18 protein-coding genes are annotated in these 21179 nt (G+C 66.7%); 9 read left to right on the top strand and 9 right to left on the bottom strand.

Annotation, left to right across the window (positions count from 1 at the left end):
* Window positions 1–213 precede the first annotated feature (213 nt).
* The 3 genes from JO391_RS03955 to JO391_RS03945 form a co-directional block, all read right to left on the bottom strand.
* Window positions 214–1086 (bottom strand): amidohydrolase family protein, encoded by an 873-nt coding sequence (locus JO391_RS03955; protein WP_220662897.1) that lies wholly within the window; start codon window positions 1084–1086, stop codon window positions 214–216.
* Window positions 1087–1172: 86 nt separating this feature from the next.
* Window positions 1173–2165, bottom strand: a complete 993-nt coding sequence (locus tag JO391_RS03950) for an HAD family hydrolase (protein WP_220662896.1) — start codon at window positions 2163–2165, stop codon at window positions 1173–1175.
* Window positions 2166–2340: 175 nt separating this feature from the next.
* Entirely contained in the window at window positions 2341–3903 is a 1563-nt protein-coding gene (locus tag JO391_RS03945; RefSeq protein ID WP_220662895.1) for an arylsulfatase, read from the bottom strand.
* 293 nt (window positions 3904–4196) lie between these two features.
* On the opposite strand from JO391_RS03945, the gene JO391_RS03940 reads away from it, so the two are divergent.
* Window positions 4197–4712: a Crp/Fnr family transcriptional regulator gene (locus tag JO391_RS03940; RefSeq protein ID WP_375155682.1), complete on the top strand. Its 516-nt coding sequence runs from the start codon at window positions 4197–4199 to the stop codon at window positions 4710–4712.
* Between the two features lie 2 nt (window positions 4713–4714).
* Here JO391_RS03940 and JO391_RS03935 read toward each other — a convergent pair whose 3' ends face one another.
* From JO391_RS03935 to JO391_RS03920, 4 genes are all read right to left on the bottom strand, one after another.
* Window positions 4715–5281, bottom strand: a complete 567-nt coding sequence (locus JO391_RS03935; RefSeq protein WP_220662893.1) for a sarcosine oxidase subunit gamma — start codon at window positions 5279–5281, stop codon at window positions 4715–4717.
* Window positions 5274–8285, bottom strand: coding sequence for a sarcosine oxidase subunit alpha family protein (locus JO391_RS03930; RefSeq protein WP_220662892.1), 3012 nt, complete (start codon window positions 8283–8285; stop codon window positions 5274–5276). Before JO391_RS03930 ends, JO391_RS03935 begins: the two co-directional genes overlap by 8 nt.
* The gene (locus tag JO391_RS03925; RefSeq protein WP_220662891.1) at window positions 8282–8605 is read right to left on the bottom strand and encodes a sarcosine oxidase subunit delta; all 324 of its coding nucleotides are present in this window, start codon (window positions 8603–8605) and stop codon (window positions 8282–8284) included. The genes JO391_RS03930 and JO391_RS03925 overlap by 4 nt, the downstream gene beginning before the upstream one ends.
* Window positions 8606–8690: 85 nt before the next feature.
* Window positions 8691–9938, bottom strand: coding sequence for a sarcosine oxidase subunit beta family protein (locus JO391_RS03920; RefSeq protein ID WP_220662890.1), 1248 nt, complete (start codon window positions 9936–9938; stop codon window positions 8691–8693).
* 211 nt (window positions 9939–10149) lie between these two features.
* Here JO391_RS03920 and ccmI point away from each other — a divergent pair, with 211 nt between their 5' ends.
* The 4 genes from ccmI (at window position 10150) to JO391_RS03900 (ending at window position 12618) form a co-directional block, all read left to right on the top strand.
* Window positions 10150–11364 carry a c-type cytochrome biogenesis protein CcmI gene (gene ccmI / locus JO391_RS03915; RefSeq protein WP_220662889.1) on the top strand — a complete coding sequence of 405 codons (1215 nt, stop codon included), beginning with the start codon at window positions 10150–10152 and terminating at the stop codon, window positions 11362–11364.
* Entirely contained in the window at window positions 11361–11852 is a 492-nt protein-coding gene (gene ruvX, locus JO391_RS03910; RefSeq protein ID WP_220662888.1) for a Holliday junction resolvase RuvX, read from the top strand. The genes ccmI and ruvX overlap by 4 nt, the downstream gene beginning before the upstream one ends.
* Window positions 11842–12072 (top strand): DUF1289 domain-containing protein, encoded by a 231-nt coding sequence (locus tag JO391_RS03905; protein ID WP_220662887.1) that lies wholly within the window; start codon window positions 11842–11844, stop codon window positions 12070–12072. The genes ruvX and JO391_RS03905 overlap by 11 nt, the downstream gene beginning before the upstream one ends.
* Before the next feature lie 162 nt (window positions 12073–12234).
* The gene (locus tag JO391_RS03900; RefSeq protein ID WP_220662886.1) at window positions 12235–12618 is read left to right on the top strand and encodes a GFA family protein; all 384 of its coding nucleotides are present in this window, start codon (window positions 12235–12237) and stop codon (window positions 12616–12618) included.
* Between the two features lie 15 nt (window positions 12619–12633).
* On the opposite strand, the gene JO391_RS03895 is transcribed toward JO391_RS03900, so the two are convergent.
* Together JO391_RS03895 and tpa are read right to left on the bottom strand one after the other, a co-directional pair.
* Window positions 12634–15051, bottom strand: a complete 2418-nt coding sequence (locus tag JO391_RS03895; protein WP_220662885.1) for an arylsulfatase — start codon at window positions 15049–15051, stop codon at window positions 12634–12636.
* A 439-nt stretch (window positions 15052–15490) separates the two neighbouring features.
* The gene (gene tpa, locus JO391_RS03890; protein ID WP_220662884.1) at window positions 15491–16864 is read right to left on the bottom strand and encodes a hypotaurine--pyruvate aminotransferase Tpa; all 1374 of its coding nucleotides are present in this window, start codon (window positions 16862–16864) and stop codon (window positions 15491–15493) included.
* A 234-nt stretch (window positions 16865–17098) separates the two neighbouring features.
* Between tpa and JO391_RS03885 the strand changes: the two genes are divergently transcribed.
* Genes JO391_RS03885 through JO391_RS03870 form a run of 4 tightly spaced genes read left to right on the top strand, consistent with a single transcriptional unit; the run spans window position 17099 to window position 21162 of the window.
* Entirely contained in the window at window positions 17099–17473 is a 375-nt protein-coding gene (locus JO391_RS03885; protein WP_220662883.1) for a superinfection immunity protein, read from the top strand.
* A 4-nt stretch (window positions 17474–17477) separates the two neighbouring features.
* Window positions 17478–18623, top strand: a complete 1146-nt coding sequence (locus JO391_RS03880) for an HlyD family secretion protein (protein ID WP_220662882.1) — start codon at window positions 17478–17480, stop codon at window positions 18621–18623.
* A gap of 16 nt (window positions 18624–18639) precedes the next feature.
* Window positions 18640–20028, top strand: coding sequence for an efflux transporter outer membrane subunit (locus tag JO391_RS03875; RefSeq protein WP_220662881.1), 1389 nt, complete (start codon window positions 18640–18642; stop codon window positions 20026–20028).
* Between the two features lie 60 nt (window positions 20029–20088).
* Window positions 20089–21162: a LacI family DNA-binding transcriptional regulator gene (locus JO391_RS03870; protein WP_220662880.1), complete on the top strand. Its 1074-nt coding sequence runs from the start codon at window positions 20089–20091 to the stop codon at window positions 21160–21162.
* The last annotated feature ends 17 nt before the right edge of the window (window positions 21163–21179 follow it).

Below are 21179 nucleotides of genomic sequence, written 5' to 3'. Positions count from 1 at the left end.
GCCGGACAATGCCAGACAGGGATCGAAGCTGTGAAGTGCGCGAAGGTTCACGACCGGCCGTTCGGGGGGGACCACGGGCCTGTTCATCACGCAAGGCCCGAAAAGCGCCCATTTTTCCGGCAGTAGGGCACAGGAATCGGTCGCCGGGCCTTGTCCCGGACCCGCCGCCCGCGCGGCCAATCCCGCGCGGCCAATCCCGTCAGGCCAATTCCATCAGGCCCGCCCCAGAAGCCGCAGGGCGTTTTCCTTCAGGATCAGGGGGCGCACCTCTTCGCGGAATGGCGCCTTGTCGAAGGCATCGAGCCACTTTTCCGGAGCGATCATCGGCCAGTCCGACCCGAACAGCATCTTCTTCTTCAGGATCGTGTTGGCATAGCGCACGAGGATCTCGGGGAAATACTTCGGCGACCAGCCCGACAGGTCGATGAAGACATTTGGCTTGTGCTGCGCCACCGCTAGCGCCTCGTCCTGCCAGGGAAAGGACGGATGTGCCAGGATGATCGGCATGTCGGGGAAATCCACCGCCAGATCGTCGATGTACATCGGGTTGGAGTATTTCAGCCGCATCCCGTTGCCGCCCCGCATCCCCGACCCCACGCCGGTCTGGCCGGTGTGGAACAGCGCCGGCTTGCCCGTCTCGGCAATCGCCTCATAAAGCGGCCAGGCCATGCGGTCGTTGGGGTAGAAGCTCTGCATCGTCGGGTGGAACTTGAACCCCTGCACCCCGTGGTTGGCCACCAGGTCCCGCGCCTCGCGCGCGCCCAGCCTGCCCTTGGCCGGGTCGATCGAGACGAAGGGAATCAGGATGTCCGCCTCCCGCGCGCAGGCATCGGCCACCTCGTAATTGTCGTATCGGCGATGGCCCGTCTCGCGCTCGGCATCGACGGGAAAGATCACCGCGGCGATGTTCATCGCCCGGTAATGCGCGGCCGTCTCGGCAATTGTTGGAGGATGGCTCCAGGGCGCGCCAAAGTACTTTGCCATCGTGGACTGCAGGTCGTCATAGCCGTCGTCGGCATGGCAACCGCAGGGCTCCTCGGCATGGGTGTGGAAGTCGATCGCCCGCACCGTGCTGAAATCGACCATCCCCGCCCCCCGGCCCTGCCCCGCCCCGACCGGCGGCAGGCCGCATGGTTAGGCACGCCCCCTGCGGCTGTCAAACACCGCCGCCCTCACTCGGGGAAGACGGTCTTCCAGTCCTTGGCCATGTCGATCAGCACCCAACCCTGCTTGGGTGCATCGTCCATTGCCTTGTCCAGCCGGCCAATATGGGTATCGCGGTCATAGGCGTATTCCCGCGCCGCATCGGTATGATGCACGATCATCCCCAGGCGCGCGCCCTCGGCCCCCAGCGTCGTATATTCCAGCATCTGATAATCGCCGTCCGAATTGCCAAAGGCCGCGATGGGCCGCTTGCCGATATGGCTCAGGATGCCCACCGGCTTGCCCGCCTTGTCGTCCACGAAATTGATCTCGGGCAGGCGCATCAGCACGCCCTTGCCATCGACCACCTTGTATTCGGTCTTGATCGACGATCCGACGACATTCTGCGGCGGCACGCCATAGACCGCTTGGGTCCAGGGCCGCATGAACTCGATCCCGCCGCCCGAGACGATATAGGTCTCGAACCCGTTGGCCCGAAGGTAATCCATCAGCTCCAGCATCGGCTGATAGACCAGCCCGGTATAGGGCTTGTTCCAGCGCGGGTCGCGCGCGGTGGCGATCCAGTCGGTCACCTCGGCTTCGAAGGCCTCGGTCGTCATGCCGCCATGGGTGGCCCCGATGATTTCCATCAACCCCTTCTCGCCCGCCTCGGCCAGCGCCTTCACATCCTGTTCCAGCACAGCCTGAAACGGTTGCGTCGTCGCCCATTCGGGATGCTCGGGTGCAAGCTGCTTCACGCGGTCCAGCGCAAAGACGAGTTGCGTATAGATCGGGTGTTCCACCCACAGCGTCCCGTCATTGTCGAAGGTGGCGATGCGGTCCTCGGGGGCAACATAGGTCGGCGCACCCTCGGCGGTCACCTTGTCCACGAACTCCAGGATCGCGGTCTTTGCCGCGCCCTCGTTCCATGAAGGCAAGGGGTCCTCCTGTGCCAGAACCGGCAGGGCAAGCGCCAGCGCGGCAAGACTGGCGGCGAAGGAACGGATCGCGGAAAGACGCATGTGTCAAGGCTCCCTGAAACAGGACCGGCGCGGGTCGCGCCGGCTCATCGAAGGACAGGGCGGCGTGCCCCGTGAAAACAGAAAGGCCGGGCCCGCAGCGCACCTCCTGCAGGCCCGGCCAGACCCTCACAGGCAATGCGGGCAGGTCAAACCTGCCCGCAAGCCCCTTGGGGTATCAGTTGCCGACACCTGCGCGAAGCTGCTCTTCGATCTTGCTCAGGTTGAACGAACCCGGCGTCTGGCTCGGCGGATAGTCCTGCATGGTCTTCAGGAACTGGGCCGCAAGCGCCTGGATCGGGACGACGACGAAGGGGCGCTCCAGGAACCAGTCGTTGTAGGTGTTCGAATTGTGCTGCGCCTTCTCGAACGGATCGCGGCGCAGGTTGAACAAGAGCGGCACGCGCAGCTCTGTGAAGGGCTCGCGCCACACGCCAAAGGCCTCGCCGCGGTTTTCCAGGAAGACCACCTTCCAGTCGTCGTAACGGGCAGCGACCACCTGGCCATCGTCGTTCACGTACCAGAAGTTGTGGCGCGGAGCGTCGCCCGTGCCGGACAGATAGGCGTTCTGGTCGAAGCCGTCGATGTAGTTGCGGTAGGTCCGCCCGTTCAGCTCGACCCCCTCGCGCAGCTGCTCCTTGATGTCAGGATTGCCGGCGACGGCGGCAAAGGTCGGAAGCCAGTCCTCGTGGCTGACAATGCCGTTCAGCGTCACGCCCGCCTGGTAATGGCCCGGCCAGCGGACAAAGGCCGGAACGCGATAGGCGCCTTCCCAGTTCGAGTTCTTCTCGGACCGGAAGGGCGTGGTGCCCGCGTCGGGCCAGGTGTTGTAATGCGGGCCGTTGTCGGTGGAATAGAAGACGATCGTGTTGTCGGCGATGCCCAACTCGTCCACCAGCGCCAGAAGTTCGCCGACCTGCATGTCATGCTCGACCATGCCGTCGGAATATTCGTCGCCATTCGGGCCGGACAGGCCGGTGTGCTCTTCGCTCACATGGGTGCGGAAGTGCATCCGCGTAGCATTCCACCACACGAAGAAGGGCTCCTTCTTTTCCACCGCGTTGCGGATGAAGCCTTCGGCGGCGTCGACCGTTTCCTGGTCAATCGTTTCCATCCGCTTCTTGGTCAGCGGGCCGGTGTTCTCGATCTTCTGGGTGCCGTCGGGCTGCGCCCAGGAATGGATCACGCCGCGGGGACCGAACTGCTCCAGGAAGGTCTTGCCGTTGGCCAGAACCATGTCGCGCGGATAGTCGCGGTTCTCCGGCTCTTCCTCGGCATTCAGGTGGTAGAGGTTGCCGAAGAACTCGTCGAACCCGTTGTTCGTGGGCAGATGGGCATCCTGATCGCCCTGGTGGTTCTTGCCGAACTGGCCCGTCACATAGCCCTGCGCCTTCAGCACCGTGGCAATGGTGACATCGGTGGTCTGCCAGCCTTCGGGGGCGCCCGGCAACCCGACCTTGGTCATGCCGGTGCGCACCGGCACGTTGCCGCCCAGAAACGCCGCGCGGCCTGCCGTGCAGCTTTGCTGCCCGTAATAGTCGGTGAAGCTCACGCCTTCCGCGGCGATCCGGTCGATATTGGGCGTCATGTAGCCCATCATCCCGCGGTTGTTGTGGCTGATGTTCCAGGTTCCGATATCATCGCCCCAGATCACAAGGATATTGGGCTTCTCAGCCTCCTGCGCCGCGGCGGCCCCGGCCGCCAGCACCGCGAGCGCAAGCCCGCAAAGCAATCTTTTCATATGGTAGCCTCCGGTCCTGAAGTTGGCGGAAGTCAAACAACCACAGGCACCGGAAAATCCAGTTTGCCATAGCCGCATGCCCGCGCCTCGGTTAGCATGAGCTATCGCAGAGGGAGAATTGGCTCATTCGACTCACTTGGACGCGGAAATCCGTCGATCTCGCCCCGCTGGACCGCTATGGCTGGCTGGCAGATCAGCCCCAGGACCTGCAAGACTGGTTCGCGCAGGTGGGGCGCTGGCACAGGTTTTCTCCGGGGCAGCTCCTCTACCAGGCAGGAGACAAGCCCGACGGCATGTATGGCCTTGCCGAAGGCGCGCTTGAAATCACATTCCCCCTCGTCGCCGACGAACCCGTCACCATCTACCGCGCCGAGCCGGGGTTCTGGATCGGCGACGCCGCGCAGTTCTCGCGGCGCCAGCGCATGATCGGCATTGCCGCCGCCACGCCTGTCCGCATCTTGCGCGTCTCGGGCACAGAGCTTGAACGCCTGCTGGCGGAAAGCCCCCGCTTCTGGCCCTGCTTCTACGACCTCAGCAGCCGCAACGTCGAAACGGCGCTGACGCTCCTCAGCGAAAGCCTGGCGCTCACCGTCAAGGCCCGCGTCTGCCGCCGCCTTCTGACCCTGGCCGAACGCGACCGCGACGTGCAGATCACCCAGGACGATCTGGCAAAGCTCGTCGGCGTGGCCCGCGCCACCGTGCGCCGCGCCATCGCCGACCTTGCCGCAGCAGGCGGCGTGGAAACCGGCTACCGCTCGCTCCGCCTAAGGGATCTGGACGTGTTGCGCCGCCACAAGGACGAGCAGTAGCCTCAGCCCAGTTCGCTGCCCGGTTGTGCCGAATGGGTCAAAAGCCCCATCACATAGCCCGCCACCGACCGGAAGCAGACCAGCGTGAACCCGTCGCCCTCGCGCCAGAACGCCCCCGCCACCTGCGCAATCCGCGTGCGGCGCAACTCGTCGGGCTCCATCCTGTCGATGTCGGCCGGCGCCAGCTTGCGCAGCACCTGGTCGGCCTTGGACCCCTCGATGCGGAACACCGCCCGGGCATCCGAGACATTGACCGCCAGGTGATGCTGCCCCTTCAGCGCCGCCGAAACGGCCGCCACCACGGCCTCGGCCTCACCATGCGGCACCACCAGAAGCCATTCGTCCGGGCTCATCCAGCCCACCGCCCGCTCGCCGTTCCGCACGATCCTGCGCTGACCCGGCAGTTTGCATCCCGTGGCGGCCTTCACCGCCTCGGCCAGACCCGCCGCATCGGGCTTGGCCCGAAGCGTCACCATGCCCACCGGCCCGATCTCGCGCACCGTGGCAAAGCCGTCGAAGGACACGCCCCCCAGGGCCGAAACCGCCCCTGCAAAGACCGGATCAGACATTCTGCTTCTCTCCGTCCTTGTCATAGAACACCGGATCGACGATCCGCGCCTTCACCCTTTGCCCGCCGGGGTTGGTGAACTCGATGGTCTCGCCCATCCGCTCCGGCCCATGTTTCACCAGCCCCATCGCGATCCCCCGCTTCAAGGTCGGGCTGTAATAGGTCGAGGTGATGCGCCCCTCGGTATTCCCCTGCCCGTTCGCATTCACCCCCGGCGCCACCGCATAGGCGCCATCGGGCAGAACCGATCCGTCCAGGCTCTCCAGCCCCACCAGCCGCCAGCGGTCGGGCGAGGCGAGATAGGGCCGTTCCTGACCGCGCTTGCCCAGATAATCGGCCTTCTTCTTCGAAATCGCCCAGCCGAGGTTCAGATCCTGCGGAATGACGGTGCCGTCGGTTTCATCGCCGATCATGATGAAACCCTTCTCGGCCCGCATCACATGCAGCGCCTCGGTGCCATAGGGCATCAGGCCAAATTCCTGCCCCGCCTCGACCAGCCTTTCCCAGAAGGCCAGACCCATCGAGGCCGGCACCGCGATTTCATAGGACAATTCACCGCTGAACGAGATCCGGTACACCCGCACCGGGAAATTGCCCAGCGACCCATCCGCCCAGGTCATGAAGGGCAGCGCCTCTTTCGAGACATCCATGCCGCCCAGCTTTTCCAGCAGCTTGCGCGCATTGGGGCCCACCACGGCGACCTGCGCGTAATGCTCGGTGACATTGGCCACATAGACCTGCCAATCCCACCATTCGCACTGCAGCCAGTCCTCCATCCAGGCATGGATGCGATCCGCCCCGCCCGAGGTCGTGTGGCACAGCCAGGTGTCCTCGTCGATGCGCGCCACCACGCCGTCATCCGAAAGGAAACCCTGCTCGTTGCACATCAGCCCATAGCGGCACTTGCCCACCGGCAGGGTGGACATGACGCCGGTATAGAGCATGTCCAGGAACTTGCCGGCATCCGGCCCCTTCACGATCAGCTTGCCCAGCGTCGAGGCATCCAGAAGCCCCAGCGCCGAGCGGGTATTCGTCACCTCGCGGTGCACCGCCTGCTCATGCGTCTCGCCGGTGCGAGGATAGCAGTAGGGCCGGCGCCACAGACCCACCGGCTCCAGATAGGCGCCCTTTGCCTCGTGCCAGCCATGCATCGGCGTGCGGCGCAGCGGCTGGAAGATCTCGCCCCGCGCCTCGCCCGCCAGTGCGCCCAGCGTCACCGGCGCATAGGGCGGGCGGAATGTGGTGGTGCCCACCTGCGGAATCTCTTCGTTCAGCGCCTGAGAAAGCACCGCCAGACCGTTGATGTTGCTCAGCTTCCCCTGATCGGTCGCCATGCCCAGCGTGGTATAGCGCTTGGTGTGCTCGACCGATTCATAGCCCTCGCGCGCCGCCAGCTGCACATCGCTGACCTTCACGTCGTTCTGGTAGTCCAGCCACATCTTCATGCGCAGCGCGGGCGGTGCGCCCTGCGGCATCACCCAGCTCGGCTCCATCGCGGCTTCCGCCGGAATCTCCAGCGCGGGCACCGCCACCTTGCTGTGCTTCAGCCCGCTCGCCTTGGCGGCCCGCCGCCCGGCGGCATCGGCCGCTTCCAGAAGGCCCGCATCCGCCAGAAGCCCATCCGCCGACCCCGCGGCAATCACCATCTCGCTGCCATCGAAGGTCCGCGGCGGCGCATCGGGGTTGGGCCGGAAATGCGCCTGCGCATCGTCCCACACCAGCTTGCCGCCGCAATGGCTCCACAGATGCACCACCGGCGACCAGCCGCCCGACATGGCGATGGCATCGCAGGCGATCTCTTCCAGAACCGACCCCTCGCCCGCCTGCAGGCAGACGGCCACGCCGGTCACGCGCTTGGCGCCCTTCACCTTGGCAATGCCCTTGCCCGCCTCAACGCGAATGCCCATGGCCCGCGCCATTTCCGGCAGCGCGCCCGTCACCCTGGCCCGCGCGTCCAGGATGACCGGCACTTCCAGCCCCGCCTCCTTCAGCGCGATGGCGGTGCGATAGGCGTCGTCGTTGTTCGTCACCACCACCGTGCGGTCGCCCGGCGACACCGCCCAGTTCACCACATAGTCGCGCACCGCCGAGGCCAGCATGACCCCCGGAATGTCATTGCCGGCAAAGGCCAGCGGCCGCTCGATCGCGCCCGTCGCGCTGATGATGCGCGTGGCGCGGATGCGCCACAGCCGGTGCTTCGGCCGCCCGTCGCCGGGCGTATGATCGGCCACCCGCTCGTCGGCCAGCACATAGCCATGGTCATAGACCCCGGCCACCATGCAGCGCGCGCGCAGCGTCACATTCTCCATCTTCGCCAACTGGGTCAGCGTGGCCTCGACCCAGTCCGCCGCCGGCTTGCCCCCGATGGTTACGCCATCCACAACGGCCCGCCCGCCCCAATGCGGCGTCTGCTCCATCACGATCACGCGCGCCCCGGCGCGGCCCGCCGCCAGCGCCGCCTGCAGCCCGGCAATGCCGCCGCCCGCCACCAGCACGTCGCAATAGGCATAGGCCTGCTCATAGCGGTCCGCGTCGCGGTCCTTGGGTGCGCGGCCCAGACCCGCCGACTGGCGGATGATCGGCTCGAACAGGTGCTTCCAGGCCGCGCGCGGATGGATGAAGGTCTTGTAGTAGAAGCCCGCCGGAAGGAAGCGGCTGACATAATTGTTCAGCACGCCCACGTCGAAATCCAGACTCGGCCAGTGGTTCTGGCTCGTGGCTTCCAGCCCGTCGAACAACTCGGTCGTCGTGGTGCGCTGGTTGGGTTCCAGCCGCGGCCCGGACCCAAGGTTCACCAGCGCATTGGGTTCTTCCACGCCGCTCGCCACCACGCCACGCGGGCGGTGATACTTGAAGCTGCGTCCCACCAGCATCTGGTCATTGGCCAGAAGCGCCGCCGCCAGCGTATCGCCGACAAAGCCCTTCATGCGGCGGCCGTCGAAGGTGAATTCGGCCTGGGCGCTGCGGTCGATCAACCGGCCGCCCTTCGCGAGTCTCGTGCTCATTTCCAGCCCTTCCAGTCCGGCCGCTTCGCCTTGATCTTCGCCTGCAGTTCCTCGGGCGGTTCGTTGGACTGCGCCGGATAGGTGCCGAACACCTCCAGCGTCGCGGTATCGCGCGCCGCCAGGAACCACTTGCCGCAGCCATAGGAATGCCGCCAGCGTTCGAAATGCACGCCCTTGGGGTTTTTCCGGGCGAACATGTAATTCTCGAAATCCTCGTCCGAGGACCCCGGCCCGAACCGCTTCAGATGCGCCTCATAGCCGGGCGAAAGCTCGGTCTCCTCGGCTTTGACGCCGCAATAGGGGCATTCAAGGATCAGCATGGCAGATGTCCCGTCTGGCGGAGAGGCCGGGGGGCCGTCTGCCCCCCGGACCCCCCGAGGATATTTGTGAACAGAAGAAGGGCAATCAATGCGCCACCCCGGCCGCCACCGACTCGTCGATGAACTGCCCCTCGCGGAAGCGCCACAGGTTGAAGTCGGCCGCCAGCGGCCCCGGCTCGCCCTTGGCCATCAGCTCCGCCATGGCCCAGCCCGAGCCCGGAATCGCCTTGAACCCGCCGGTGCCCCAGCCGCAGTTGATGAAGCAGTTGCCAAGCGGCGTCTTCGAGATGATGGGCGAGCGGTCGCCGGTCATGTCCACGATGCCGCCCCATTGCCGCAGCATCTTCAGCCGGCTGATCATCGGGAAGGTCTCGACCAGCGCGCGCAGCGTCTCCTCGATGTGGTGGAACGAGCCGCGCTGCGTGAAGTTGTTGAACCCGTCGGTGCCGCCGCCGATCACCATCTCGCCCTTGTCGGATTGCGACATGTAGCCGTGCACCGTGTTGGCCATCACCACCACGTCCATGCAGGGCTTGATGGGTTCGGACACCAGCGCCTGCAGCGCCACCGCCTCGACCGGCAGGCGGAACCCCGCCATGTCCGCGACCTGACCCGAATGGCCGGCCACGACGATGCCCAGCTTCTTGCACCCGATGAAGCCCTTGGTCGTCTCCACCCCGGTAACGGCGCCGTTCTCCGACCGGACGCCCTTCACCTCGCATTGCTGGATGATGTCCATGCCCATGGCCGAACAGGCCCGCGCATAGCCCCAGGCCACCGCATCGTGCCGCGCCGTGCCGCCGCGCGCCTGATAGAGCGCCCCCAGAACCGGATAGCGCGGCCCGGCGATGTTGATGATCGGCACCAGCTCCTTCACCCGCTCGGGCCCGATCCATTCGGTCTGCACGTTCTGAAGCGAATTCGCATGAACCGTGCGCAGATAGCCGCGCACCTCGTGATGCGTCTGTGCCAGCATCAAGAGGCCACGCGGAGAGAACATCACGTTGTAGTTCAGGTCCTGGCTCAGGTCCTCATACAGCGCCCGCGCCTTCTCGTAGATCGCGGCGGACGGGTCCTGCAGATAGTTCGACCGGATGATCGTGGTGTTGCGGCCGGTGTTGCCACCGCCCAGCCAGCCCTTCTCGATCACCGCGACATTGGTGATGCCGTAGTTCTTGCCCAGGTAATAGGCCGTGGCCAGGCCATGCCCCCCGGCGCCCACGATCACGACATCGTAAGACGATTTCGGCGCGGGCGAGGCCCAGGCCCGATCCCACCCCTGGTGGTAGCGCAGGGCTTCCCGCGCGATGGCGAAGACGGAATAACGTTTCATGAAGGCCCCTTCGACCGGCACCAGCTTGCGCCCGTATTGGAACGCCCTCGGGTCTAGCCCCCTGCCGCCAGCGGCACAATCGGGAAAAATGCGACATCGCCCTGCGGCATCCCGACCTCTGCCCGCCCTGCCCCCTTTCAACGCGGGGCCGCGAAAGCTACATGGACCGCAGCGCGAAACGGCGGCAGGCAGCGAAAAGAGGCTGGGGCGGATGGACGAGACTACCCTGTTCTGGGCGCTGGCGCTCGCCATGGCCGTAGGCACCGCCGCCGCGCTCGCCCGCCCGCTCTTGCGCGCGGGCCGGACGTTCGAGGTTGCCCCCGACCTGCAGATCTACCGCGACCAGCTGGCCGAGGTCGAGCGCGACCTTGCGCGCGGCCTGATCCCGCCCGACGAAGCCGCCCGGCTGAAAACAGAAGTCTCGCGCCGCCTGCTCGAGGCCGACCGCGCCGCCCAGGCCGCCGCACCCGCCCCGCAGGCCCGCCGCCTCCTCCTGCCCGCCGCCTGCATCGGCCTCGCGCTGGCCGGCTCGTTCTTCGCCTATGACCGGCTTGGCGCGCCGGGATACCCCGACCTGCCCCTGAAGCTGCGCTTCGCCATGTCGGAAGACCTGCGCCAGACCCGCCCCACCCAGGCCGAGGCCGTGGCGAACCTGCCCCCCGCCACGCCCGCCCCCGCCGACCCCGCCTTCCTCGACCTGATGGAAAAGCTCCGCGCCGCGATGAAGGACAGGCCGGGCGATGTGCGCGGCCAGGAGCTTCTGGCCCAGAACGAGATGCTTCTGGGCAATTTCGCCGCCGCCGAGGCTGCGCAACGCGCCCTCATCGCCGCAAAGGGTGATGCCGCCACCGGCGCCGACTATGCCGCACTGGCCGAAATCCTCATCCGCCAGGTGAACGGCTATGTCTCGCCCGAAGCCGAGGCGATCCTCGTGCAATCCCTCCAGCGCGCCCCGATGAACGAGGCCGCGCGCTTCTATTCGGGCCTGCTCTTCGCCCAGATCGGCCGCCCCGACCAGACCTTCCGCCTCTGGCGCCCGCTTCTGGAACAGGGCAGCCCCGATGCGCCCTGGGCGCCCGTCATCCGCGCCGAAATCCCCGGCATCGCCGCCGCGGCCGGCGTCGATTACACCCCGCCCGACGCGGCGCCGGGCCCTTCGGCCGAAGACATCGCAGCCGCCCAGGACATGAGCCCCGAAGACCGCCAGCAGATGATCCGCGGCATGGTCGACCAGCTCTCCGACCGGCTCGCCACCCAGGGCGGCACCGCCACCGAATGGGCCCGCCTTATCTCGTCGCTTGGCGTCCTGGGCGAGTTGGACCGCGCCGAAGCGATCTGGGCCGAGGCGCAGAACCGCTTCGCCGACCGGCCAGAGGATCTGGCCACGGTCACCGAGGCCGCCCGGCAGACGGGGCTGATCCAATGATCCATGACACGATCGAAGCCTTCGCCGCCAGCCTGCCCCGCGACGGCGCCATCGCCGGGCTGGATCTCGGCGACAAGACCATCGGCGTCGCCCTCTCGGACCGCCGCCGCGTCGCGGCCACTCCCATCGAGGTGATCCGCCGCGTGAAGTTCACCGAAGATGCCACCCGTCTTCTCGCGCTTCTCAAGGAACGCGAGGCGGTGGCCATCCTTCTCGGCCTGCCCCTCAACATGGACGGCAGCGAAGGCCCCCGCGTGCAATCCACCCGCGCCTTCGCCCGCAACCTGACCCGGCTCACCGACCTGCCCATCGGCTTCTGGGACGAACGCCTCTCCACCGTCGCCGCAGAACGCGCGCTCCTGGAGGCGGATACGTCCAGAAAGCGTCGCAGTCAGGTCATCGACCAGGTCGCCGCCGGCTTTATCCTGCAAGGGGCGCTCGACCGCCTGGCCCATATCACCCGGGAAACACCGACCCATGAAGGATGACATCTGGATGCGCGACGAGGTGCAAAGCCCCTGCGTCAAGCTCTGCGTGGTGCATCCCGAGGAACGCATCTGCGTGGGCTGCTTCCGCACCATCGAGGAAATCTCGACCTGGTCGCGCCTGACCCCGGCCGAACGCACCGCCATCATGGCCGAGCTTCCCTCGCGCGCGCCCCGCCTGTCGAAACGCCGCGGCGGGCGGATGGGCCGACTGGACCACTGACCGCGCCGCAACAGGCCGCTTCATCCGATGAAACGGCAAAGTCCTTCGCAGGGATTTGGCCAGTGCTTGCACCGGCACAGGGCAGCAGCCGGCACGGTCCCTGCGGCTTGACCCGTCGCGTCCGGCCCATAGCTTTCCGCACAAGGCAACGGGAGGCGGCCCATGACATCACATCTCGAAGGCGGCTGCCTCTGCGGCCATATCCGCTTTCGCACCACGGGGGAGCCGGGATTCCCCCACACCTGTTCCTGCCGCATGTGCCAGCGGCATACAGGCGCGCTGACCGCCGCCTGGGTGGAGTTTCCCGCCGATGCCGTCACCTGGACCGGGCCGGGCGGCGCACCGGCGGTCTATCGCTCCTCCGACAGATCCTCGCGCGCCTTCTGCCCCCGCTGCGGCAGCTCCCTCGGCGCCGTGGACGACGCCCCGGTGATCGCGCTGCTGACGGGATGTTTCGACAAGCCGCAGCTCAAGGCGCTGAAACCCGCCAGCCACTCCAACCGCAACGCCCGCCCGCGCTGGTGGCACCCCGAGGTGGATGCCTGACCACCCGCCACCGCCTCATGGCCCAGGGTTCACCTCGACCGTGACCGTCGCAATCTTCCCGTCGAACCGGGTATCCGCGCCGCCACGGAACACCGCAGCCACCGGCGTCTGCAGGTCGATCCCCACATCCGCCGTCTCGTCGGCCGAAAACAGCAGCGGCTGCGTCCGCCCGATCCGGCCCTCGCCCACGGCCTTTCCGTTCACCGAAAGCCGCCCCAGCCCGCCGCGCCCCGGACCGCCGCCGTCATAGGCAAAGTCGAAGCGGATCGTCGCCGGTCCGGGCGGCAGCGCATCTTCCCCCGTCACGACAAAGCGCTCCAGCCCAAGGAAATTGTACTCATAGGCCGGCACGCCGTCCTTCATGTACAGCGCCCAGCCGCCGAAACGGCCGCCCTGCACCAGGATCGCACCGTTTCCGCCACCTTCGGGAACCACAACCTCGGCGGTGATCGACAGCGACCGGTTTTTCACGTCCAGAAAGACGTTCTCCCCCATTCCCGTCATGCCCTCGGCCAGCACCAGCGCGTTGCGCCCCGCCATCAGATCCGGCCGCCCGGCCAGCGCCGGGATGGCGCGCTCCAGCGTGCGATCATCCATCGGCAGGGCAAAGTTGCGGCTCGCCTCCTCCAGGAACAGCGCCCGCAGTTCGGCCAGCCGCTCGGGTTCGGCGGCGGCAAGGTCATTGTTCAGGCTGAAATCGCTGCGTGTGTCGTAAAGCTCCCACCGGCTGTCCTTCAGTGCCGAACGCGGCTGCGCCTCCCAGGGTGCCCGGTGGATGCTGCGCGCCAGCCAGCCCTCGTGATAGATCGCCTGGTTGCCGAACATCTCGAAATACTGCGTCACATGCCGCTCTGGCGCGGCCGCATCGCCGAAGGCATAGGCCAGACTGGTGCCATCCATTGGCCGTTGCGCCGTGCCGTTCACCGAAACCGGCTCGGGAAGGCCCGCCGCCTCCAGGATGGTAGGTGCCACATCGACGACATGGGTGAACTGGCCGCGCACCCCGCCGCCGGCCGGCACGCCGCCTTCGGGCCAGCGGATCGCCATGCCCACCTTGGTGCCGCCAAAATCCGAGGCCACCTGCTTGACGTATTCATAAGGCGTGTTGAACACCATGGCCCAGCCGCCGGCCCAGTTGGGCAGGGTCTCAGGCCCGCCCCAACGGTCCAGATAGGGCAGAAGCTCCTCCACCGTCGGCTCGACATTGTTGAAATAGGTGAACTCGTTCATCGTGCCGTTGCGCCCGCCCTCGGCGCCGCTGCCATTGTCGCCGGCGACAAAGATTACCAGGGTATTGTCCAGCTGCCCGGTCTCGCGGACCGCCTCGATCACCCGACCGATCTCGTGGTCGGTGTATTCCAGGAACCCCGCAAAGACCTCGGCTTGGCGTGTGTACAGCCGCTTCTCGTCGTCGGTCAGGCTGTTCCAGGCGGGAATCGCCTCGGGTCGCGGCGTGAGTTCCGTGCCCGCGGGCACGACGCCGGCCTCGATCTGGCGCGCCAGCGTCTCGCGCCGCATCTCGTCCCAGCCCTGATCGAACCTGCCCTTCCAGCGCGCGGCCCAGTCCTCTGGCACATGATGCGGCGCCCGCACCGCACCGGGGGCGAAATAGGCAAAGAACGGACGGTCCGGGGTGATCGCCTTCTGGAACCGGATCCAGTTCACCGCCTGGTCGGTCACGTCCTCCATGAAATTGTATCCAGGGCGGTCCGGCGCCGGCAGGCGCACCGTTCCGTCGATGATCGCGGGCGCCCATTCATTGGTGGAAAAGCCGATGAAGCCATAGAACTTGTCGAACCCCTGCCCGGTCGGCCAGCGGTCGAAGGGGCCCGAGACCGAGGTTTCCCAGGGCGGCGTCTGGTGCCACTTGCCGAAAGCAGCGGTGCTGTACCCGTTCAGCCTCAGGATCTCGGCGATCGAGGCGACTTCGTTCGGGATCTGCGTGGTGTTGCCGGGGAAGGCCGTCCCCGATTCCGCGATGCCGCCCATGTTGGCGACATGGTGGTTGCGGCCGCTCAACAGGGCCGCCCGCGTGGGTGAGCAGGTCGCCTGGGTGTGGAAGTTGGTGAACCGGACCCCCTCCTGCGCGATGGCATCGAACGAGGGCGTCGACACCGGTCCGCCAAAGGCGCTGGTGCCGCCGAAGCCCAGGTCGTCGATCAGGATCAGCAGAACGTTCGGCGCGCCCTCCGGCGCCGTCACCTCGAAGATCGGCGGCGCCACGGCATCGCGCACGTCCAGCACGGTCGATACCGGCCGCGGCGGCTCGGCCAGCGGCAGCACGGTGCGGTCGGGCTCGGCAAAGGCGGGAACGGCGGCGAGCACGGCGAGGGCAAGCACCGTGCCACCCCGAACCAGCGCACCAGCGCCGAATCGCGCTCTCGTCAGGGGCGCGCCGCCCCGCCCCCCGGTCATCCAGTGCGTTGTTGGCATGTGTCCTGCTCCCCGACCTGTCGCGTCCCGCGCCACGACACGGGCACGCGATCCGGTGCCCCTCGGGGGCGGCAGCAGGCCGCCCGCCACAGAACGATATGGCGCGCGGCCCATCGGTCAAAGGGGCATGATCGCGCCAACTGAATCATTTGGATCAATGCCGGCAGGTTGCGGCCGGCGCAGGCTCTCCTGGCCAGTCTGCCGTTGCAGTCTGTCAGTGCCTCATCCGCCAATGGCCCACGGGCTTCGGCCTGCACCCGGAACCGCCCGACCGAGCCTGACGCCCCGCGCGCGCGCTCAGCCTCCCACGCTTCGCGGCAGGGCAAGGCACAGCAGGCGCGGCCCGGACAAAAGTTAAGTCCAAGTTAATCAGCGCCCGTAACCCATTGATATTCCTGATAAGGAAGGGGCGTCCGAGCTCGGACGCCCCCCTTTCATCTCAGCCAAACACCCGGCCCAGCGCCCCGTCCACGGCATCGGTGATCTGGTCGATGTCCGAGGCGGTGGCGATCAGGGCCGGCGAGAAGGTCAGGGTATTGTTCAGCCCCGGCACCGACCGGTTGGTCATGCCGATGATGACCCCCTGGGCGTTGCAGTCGGCCACCACCGCGGCCACCTTCTTCTCGTCGGCGGGCTCCTTCGTGGCCCGGTCGGCCACCAGTTCCGCCCCGCAGAACAGCCCCTTGCCCCGGACATCGCCGATGACCCGGTGCTTCTCCATCAGGCCCTTGAGGTTGCCCATGAACCGCTCGCCCATGGCCACCGTATTGGCCAGAAGCCCCTCGTCCTCGATGATCCGCATATTCTCCAGCGCCGCGGCGGGACCGGAGGTGCAGCCCCCGAAGGTCGAGATGTCGCGGAAATAGGACATCGGGTCGTTGGGGTCGTCCTTGAACATCTCGAAGACCTTCTCGGTCGTCACCGTGCAGGAGATCGCCGCATAGCCCGAAGCCACGCCCTTCGCCATGGTCACGAAATCCGGCTCGATCCCGTAGTGCTGGTAGCCGAACCAGGTGCCGGTGCGCCCCACGCCGCAGACCACCTCGTCAATATGGAGGAGGATGTCATACTTCTTGCAGATCTGGCTGACCCGCTCCCAGTAGCCCTTCGGCGGCACGATCACGCCGCCGCCGGCGGTGATCGGCTCCAGCACCAGCGCGCCAACGGTATCGGGCCCCTCGCGCAGGATCACCTCCTCGATCGCATCCGCCGCCCGCTCGCCATAGTTCTCGACATCCCACTGCTTGCGGTACTCCAGGCAGTGCGGCACGCGGACGAAGCCGTCGGGGTAAGGCCCGTACTGCATGGCCCGCTGGTCCTGACCAGAGGTCGCAAGCGTCCCGATCGTGGTGCCGTGGTAGTCCCGCTCGCGGTAGAGGATCTTCCACTTCCGCCCGCCGTGATGCCGGTGCGCGATCTGGCGCACCATCTTGTAGACCTTCTCGTTCGCCTCGGAGCCCGAGTTGGAATAGTAGACCCGGCTCAGCCCCGGCATCTTTTCCAGAAGCCGCTGCGCGAACTGCGCGCCGGGGACCGATCCTGCAGCACCCGCGAAGTAGTTCATCTTCACCAGCTGCTCATAGACCACCCGCGCAATCGACTCGCGCCCGTAGCCCACGTTCACCGTCCAGACGCCGCCGGACACCGCGTCGAGGTGCTCCTTGCCCTTCGCGTCCCACACGCGCAGGCCCTTGCCCTCGACGATGACACGGGGATCGACGGTCTCGTACTGCTTGTGCTGGCTCAGGTGGTGCCACACATGCTTGCGGTCCGCCTCGACCACCTGCGAGATGTCGTTGATGTTGCCGTCCATGGCTTCCCTTTCCAATGACCCGCGGGGCGCCAGCCGGCACCCGATCGGGGCATCATCGGAGATGCGGCCAAAGATGCTTAGGACCAGATCGGACCGTCTGTTAGGGCCAGTTTACAGGCAACGCGCCCGCCATGTCGCCCAAGCCTGTCGTGGATTCGTGGCAACAGTCAGGATAAGCAGGTCAAGGCCGGGCGAGTCGAACCCGGCGCGATGCGGATCTGCTGGCGAGGATACATGTCTTCCATCCTGGAAAAGTTCGACTTCTGGCAGCTGGTGACCCTGGGGTTGCTGTTCTCGACCGTGGTGATCTTCCTGACGGTGGTCGTGGCCATCCTCACCCTGCCTGGCCGCATGGCGATAGCGCGGAAACATCCGGATGCCGAGGCCGTGCGGACCATGGGTCTTCTGGGCTTCCTTGCCGTGGTTCCCTGGATGCAGGCCTTCATCTGGGCACTGAAACCAACAGACAAGGTGGACATCCGGCGCCTGCCCCGCGAGGAGCGCGCGTTCACCGAGCGCGAGATCGAGCGGCTCAAGGCGCAGCGCGGCAATCTCTTGCCCGAGCCGCGCAAGCCGGAGTCCCCGGTGAAGCCGACGGTCGAGGGCTGACCGGATGCTCGCCGTATTCGTCATCACCGCCGTCTACATCGGCTTCATCTGGCTGTTCTTCGCCAAGCTGCGCTGGATGCGGTTCACGGCCGGTTGGGCGGCTGTCTCGGGCTTCTTCCTGATCCACCTGCTTCTGGTGCCGATTGTCGGCCTGCGCTTCACCGCGCCGCCCTCGGCCGACCTGCGCGTGGTGCAGCACACCATCCAGATCACCCCGCGGCTGACAGAGCCGACCCTTGTGACCGAGGTTCTGGTTCAGCCGAACCAGAAGGTGAAGAAGGGGGACGTGATGTTCCGCTTCGACAAGTCGATCTATCAGGCCCGGGTCGATCAGGCGGCGGCCCAGTTGGCAGCGGCGCAGAGCCAGGCACAGATCCTGGTGGCCGATGTCGAGATTGCCCAGCAGACGCTGGACCGCGCCAAGGCCAGCCTGTCCTACGCCCAGGCCGAGAATGACCGCTACAGCGGGCTGGCCAAACAGGGCGCCGCCTCGACTGAGGATGCGCAGAAGTGGCAGGCCAAGTTGGACGAGACGACCGCTGCCGTTGCCGAGGCACAGGCCAACCTGGAGCGGGCGCAACTTGCGCAGGCCTCGCAGATCGACGGGGTGAACACCTCTGTCGCCGAAGCCCAGGCCAATCTGGCGCAGGCGAAGTACTACCTCGATCAAACCGAGATCCGCGCGCCGGAAGATGGGCAGATCTTCAACCTTCAGGTCCGGCCCGGCATGGTGGCAGGTGACGTGCGCATCGGCGCCATCGCCAGTTTCGTGGTCGACAGCGACCGCTATCTGCTGGCGAGCTACACCCAGGAGTTCCTGCTGGATGTAGAGCCCGGCCAGCCTGTGGAATTCGCGCTGGACCTTTACCCCGGCCAGATTTTCACCGGCAAGGTGGAAGAGATCTGGTGGGCCAACGGAAACGGCCAGTTCCTGCCTTCGGGTCTTGTGCCGACATTCGTGAACCCCGATCCGCTGCAGACGCGCTTTGCGGTCAAGATCCGGCCTGACGCGGATGTGAAGGTGAACATGCCCATGGGGGCGATGGGGGCGGCGACGATCTACACCGGCGGCGGCGGCTTTGCCGACCTGGGCCGTATCGGCATCCGGACCTACAGCTTTGCCAACTGGCTTTATCCCCTGCCCTTCTGAGAGAGCCACGCGGCCGATGATGATCCGAACCCTGACCCGACCGCTGGCGCTGTGCCTTGTCCCTGCCCTGACGGGCTGCGTCGTGCCGCCGCCGCCCACGCAGCAGGACGTGCTGGCCCAGGCGGTTCCGGCCTCGGGCCAGCCACCGGGCAACTGGACCGCGCCGCATGACGGCGGATCGGTGGCGACAGGCTGGGTTTCGGCCTTTCGCGACAAGCGGCTGAATGCGCTGGTCAGCGAGGCGCTGGCCAACAACACCGACCTGAAGATCGCGGCCGCACAGGTCGAACTGGCGCAGGCGGCGCTTGCGCTCGCCGGCTCTCCGCTCTTCCCGGCGGTCAATGCCGATGCCGGCGCCAATGCGCGCCGCCAGGGCGGCAGCAGCACGACCGACACGGCGTCCGGTCTGGCTGTCGGCCTGGATTGGGAGCTGGACTTCTGGGGACGCATCCGCAGCTCGCAGGCGTCTTCTGCCGCCCGGCTTCGGGCGACCGAGAACGATCTGGTGGCGGCGCGGCTTTCCGTGGCGGGCCTGGTGACGAAAAGCTGGTTCACCCTGATCTCGCTGAACCAGTCCCTCAGCCTCGCGCGGCAGCAGGTGGACATCTACCAGGCCCAGCTTGGGCTTGTGGAAGACAAGTTCAACGCGGGCCAGGTGGATCAGGTCGACCCGTCCCTGGCCAATGCGAGCCTTTCCGGTGCCGAAGCCCTGGTGGCCGAGGTCGAGGGGAAGATCCAGGCCACGACCCGCGCCCTTGAGGTGCTGCTTGGCCGCTATCCGGCCAACGAGATCAAGGCGGCCGCAAGCTTCCCGCCGCTGCCATCGCGGGTGCCGGCCGGGGTTCCGGCCAATCTTCTGAACCGCCGGCCGGATGTGCTGGCGGCCCAGGCCAAGGTGGACGCGGCGTTCTTCGACGTGAAGGCGGCGGAACTTGCGCTTCTGCCTTCGTTCAGCCTGACCGGTTCTGCCGGATCGGCGGATGTCGAGTTGCTGAATGTGCTGAACCTGGCCCCTGATGTCCTGAGCATCGGGCTTGCCGTTCTGCAACCGATCTTCAACGGCGGCGCGCTGAACGCTGGAATCGCCGGCGCGACGGCCACCCAGAAGGCCGCCATCGCGGCTTATGGCACCGAGGTGCTGGACGCTTTCCGGCAGGTCGAGACCTCGCTTGGCAACGAGACCTACCTGCGCAAGCGCCTGGGCCTGATCGAAGCTCAAGCCGGCTATTACAAGGAGGCCGTCGCCTTGGCCGAGGACAAGTACAACGCCGGCACGATCTCGTTGCAGAACCTGCTGCAATTGCAGAACGACCTGCTGGCCAGTGACCAGGCCGTGATCGGCGCGACCTCGGGCCTGCTGATCAATCGCGTCGACCTCTATCTCGCCTTGGGTGGAACGCCCTGACCACGCCGCATGATTGACGTACCTCACCTTCGCCGCTAGGCCTGACGGCAGGAGGAGTCCATGCGCCCTACGGTGAACGACATCGCCCGGGAAGCAGGCGTAAGCCTTGCGACGGTTGACCGCGTGCTGAACGGGCGACCGGGCGTGCGCGACAAGACGATCCGCGCGGTGAACGAGGCGATCGACCGGCTTGGGTATGTGCGCGACATGGCCGCAGCCAACCTTGCGCGCCAACGCGACACACGGCTTGCCTTCTTCCTGCCCGACACCGGCAGCCAGTTCGTGGAAACACTGGTGTCCGCCCTGGAAGGTTCGGCCATGCTGGCGCGGGGTATGCGCGCCGAAACCTCGCTACACCGGTTTCCGGCCGAAGACCCCCACGCCCTCGCGGCGGCGCTGGCGCGTCTGCCCGGGGCCGGCGTTGAAGGCGTGGCGCTGATGGCGCCGGAAACGCCGATCCTGCGCGATGCGATCCGCGACCTTCGGCTGAAGGGAATTGCTGTTGTTGCAATGGTTTCCGACCTGCCCAACACCGCGCGCGACCATTTTGTCGGCATCGACAACCGCGCCGCCGGGCGGACGGCGGGCGTGCTGATGGGCCGTTTCCTTGGGCCCGGCGCGGCGCGGGTTCTCGTGCTGGGCCAGTCCATGCAACTGCGCGAGGCGGCCGAACGGCGACGCGGCTTCGACGAGGTGATGCTGGACCGCTTTCCCCGCATCGACGTGTTGCAGACTCTGGAAAACCACGGTCGGCCCGATCTGCTGCGCGCCGGCCTGATCCAGATGCTGGACCACTCGCACGGGGTGCGGGGCATCTATCTGCTGGGCAGCGGTCATCGGATGCTGACCCAGACGCTGGAGGAGTTGGGCCTTGCCGGGCAGGTCGTGGTGATCGGTCACGAGTTGACGCCGCACGCCCGCGCGTCACTGATCGCAGGGACAATGGATGCCGTCATCACCCAGAACGTGGGCCATGTGGTGCGGTCGGCCCTGCGGCTTCTGAAGGCACGGACGGACCGCCTGCCCATCGACCCGAGCCAGGAACAGGTGCGCATCGAGATCGCGCTGGCCGAAAACCTTCCGGAACCGGCCGGACTGACCCCCTCAGCAAGCCTGGAGCGCGGCGCGGCCTGAGCGCGGCCCAGCCAGCA

The organism is Neotabrizicola shimadae (assembly GCF_019623905.1).
GTDB classification, from domain to species: Bacteria; Pseudomonadota; Alphaproteobacteria; order Rhodobacterales; family Rhodobacteraceae; genus Neotabrizicola; species Neotabrizicola shimadae.
Note: the sequence above shows the minus strand (reverse complement) of the source record. Positions and strands in the feature narration are given on the sequence as shown.

Bases quoted from the DNA above. Each gene is read 5' to 3' on its own strand.
- JO391_RS03955 (WP_220662897.1), bottom strand. From the start codon at position 1,086: ATGGTCGATTTCAGCACGGTGCGGGCGATCGACTTCCACACCCATGCC.
- JO391_RS03950 (WP_220662896.1), bottom strand. From the start codon at position 2,165: ATGCGTCTTTCCGCGATCCGTTCCTTCGCCGCCAGTCTTGCCGCGCTG.
- JO391_RS03945 (WP_220662895.1), bottom strand. From the start codon at position 3,903: ATGAAAAGATTGCTTTGCGGGCTTGCGCTCGCGGTGCTGGCGGCCGGG.
- JO391_RS03940 (WP_375155682.1), top strand. From the start codon at position 4,197: ATGTATGGCCTTGCCGAAGGCGCGCTTGAAATCACATTCCCCCTCGTC.
- JO391_RS03935 (WP_220662893.1), bottom strand. From the start codon at position 5,281: ATGTCTGATCCGGTCTTTGCAGGGGCGGTTTCGGCCCTGGGGGGCGTG.
- JO391_RS03930 (WP_220662892.1), bottom strand. From the start codon at position 8,285: ATGAGCACGAGACTCGCGAAGGGCGGCCGGTTGATCGACCGCAGCGCC.
- JO391_RS03925 (WP_220662891.1), bottom strand. From the start codon at position 8,605: ATGCTGATCCTTGAATGCCCCTATTGCGGCGTCAAAGCCGAGGAGACC.
- JO391_RS03920 (WP_220662890.1), bottom strand. From the start codon at position 9,938: ATGAAACGTTATTCCGTCTTCGCCATCGCGCGGGAAGCCCTGCGCTAC.
- ccmI (WP_220662889.1), top strand. From the start codon at position 10,150: ATGGACGAGACTACCCTGTTCTGGGCGCTGGCGCTCGCCATGGCCGTA.
- ruvX (WP_220662888.1), top strand. From the start codon at position 11,361: ATGATCCATGACACGATCGAAGCCTTCGCCGCCAGCCTGCCCCGCGAC.
- JO391_RS03905 (WP_220662887.1), top strand. From the start codon at position 11,842: ATGAAGGATGACATCTGGATGCGCGACGAGGTGCAAAGCCCCTGCGTC.
- JO391_RS03900 (WP_220662886.1), top strand. From the start codon at position 12,235: ATGACATCACATCTCGAAGGCGGCTGCCTCTGCGGCCATATCCGCTTT.
- JO391_RS03895 (WP_220662885.1), bottom strand. From the start codon at position 15,051: ATGCCAACAACGCACTGGATGACCGGGGGGCGGGGCGGCGCGCCCCTG.
- tpa (WP_220662884.1), bottom strand. From the start codon at position 16,864: ATGGACGGCAACATCAACGACATCTCGCAGGTGGTCGAGGCGGACCGC.
- JO391_RS03885 (WP_220662883.1), top strand. From the start codon at position 17,099: ATGTCTTCCATCCTGGAAAAGTTCGACTTCTGGCAGCTGGTGACCCTG.
- JO391_RS03880 (WP_220662882.1), top strand. From the start codon at position 17,478: ATGCTCGCCGTATTCGTCATCACCGCCGTCTACATCGGCTTCATCTGG.
- JO391_RS03875 (WP_220662881.1), top strand. From the start codon at position 18,640: ATGATGATCCGAACCCTGACCCGACCGCTGGCGCTGTGCCTTGTCCCT.
- JO391_RS03870 (WP_220662880.1), top strand. From the start codon at position 20,089: ATGCGCCCTACGGTGAACGACATCGCCCGGGAAGCAGGCGTAAGCCTT.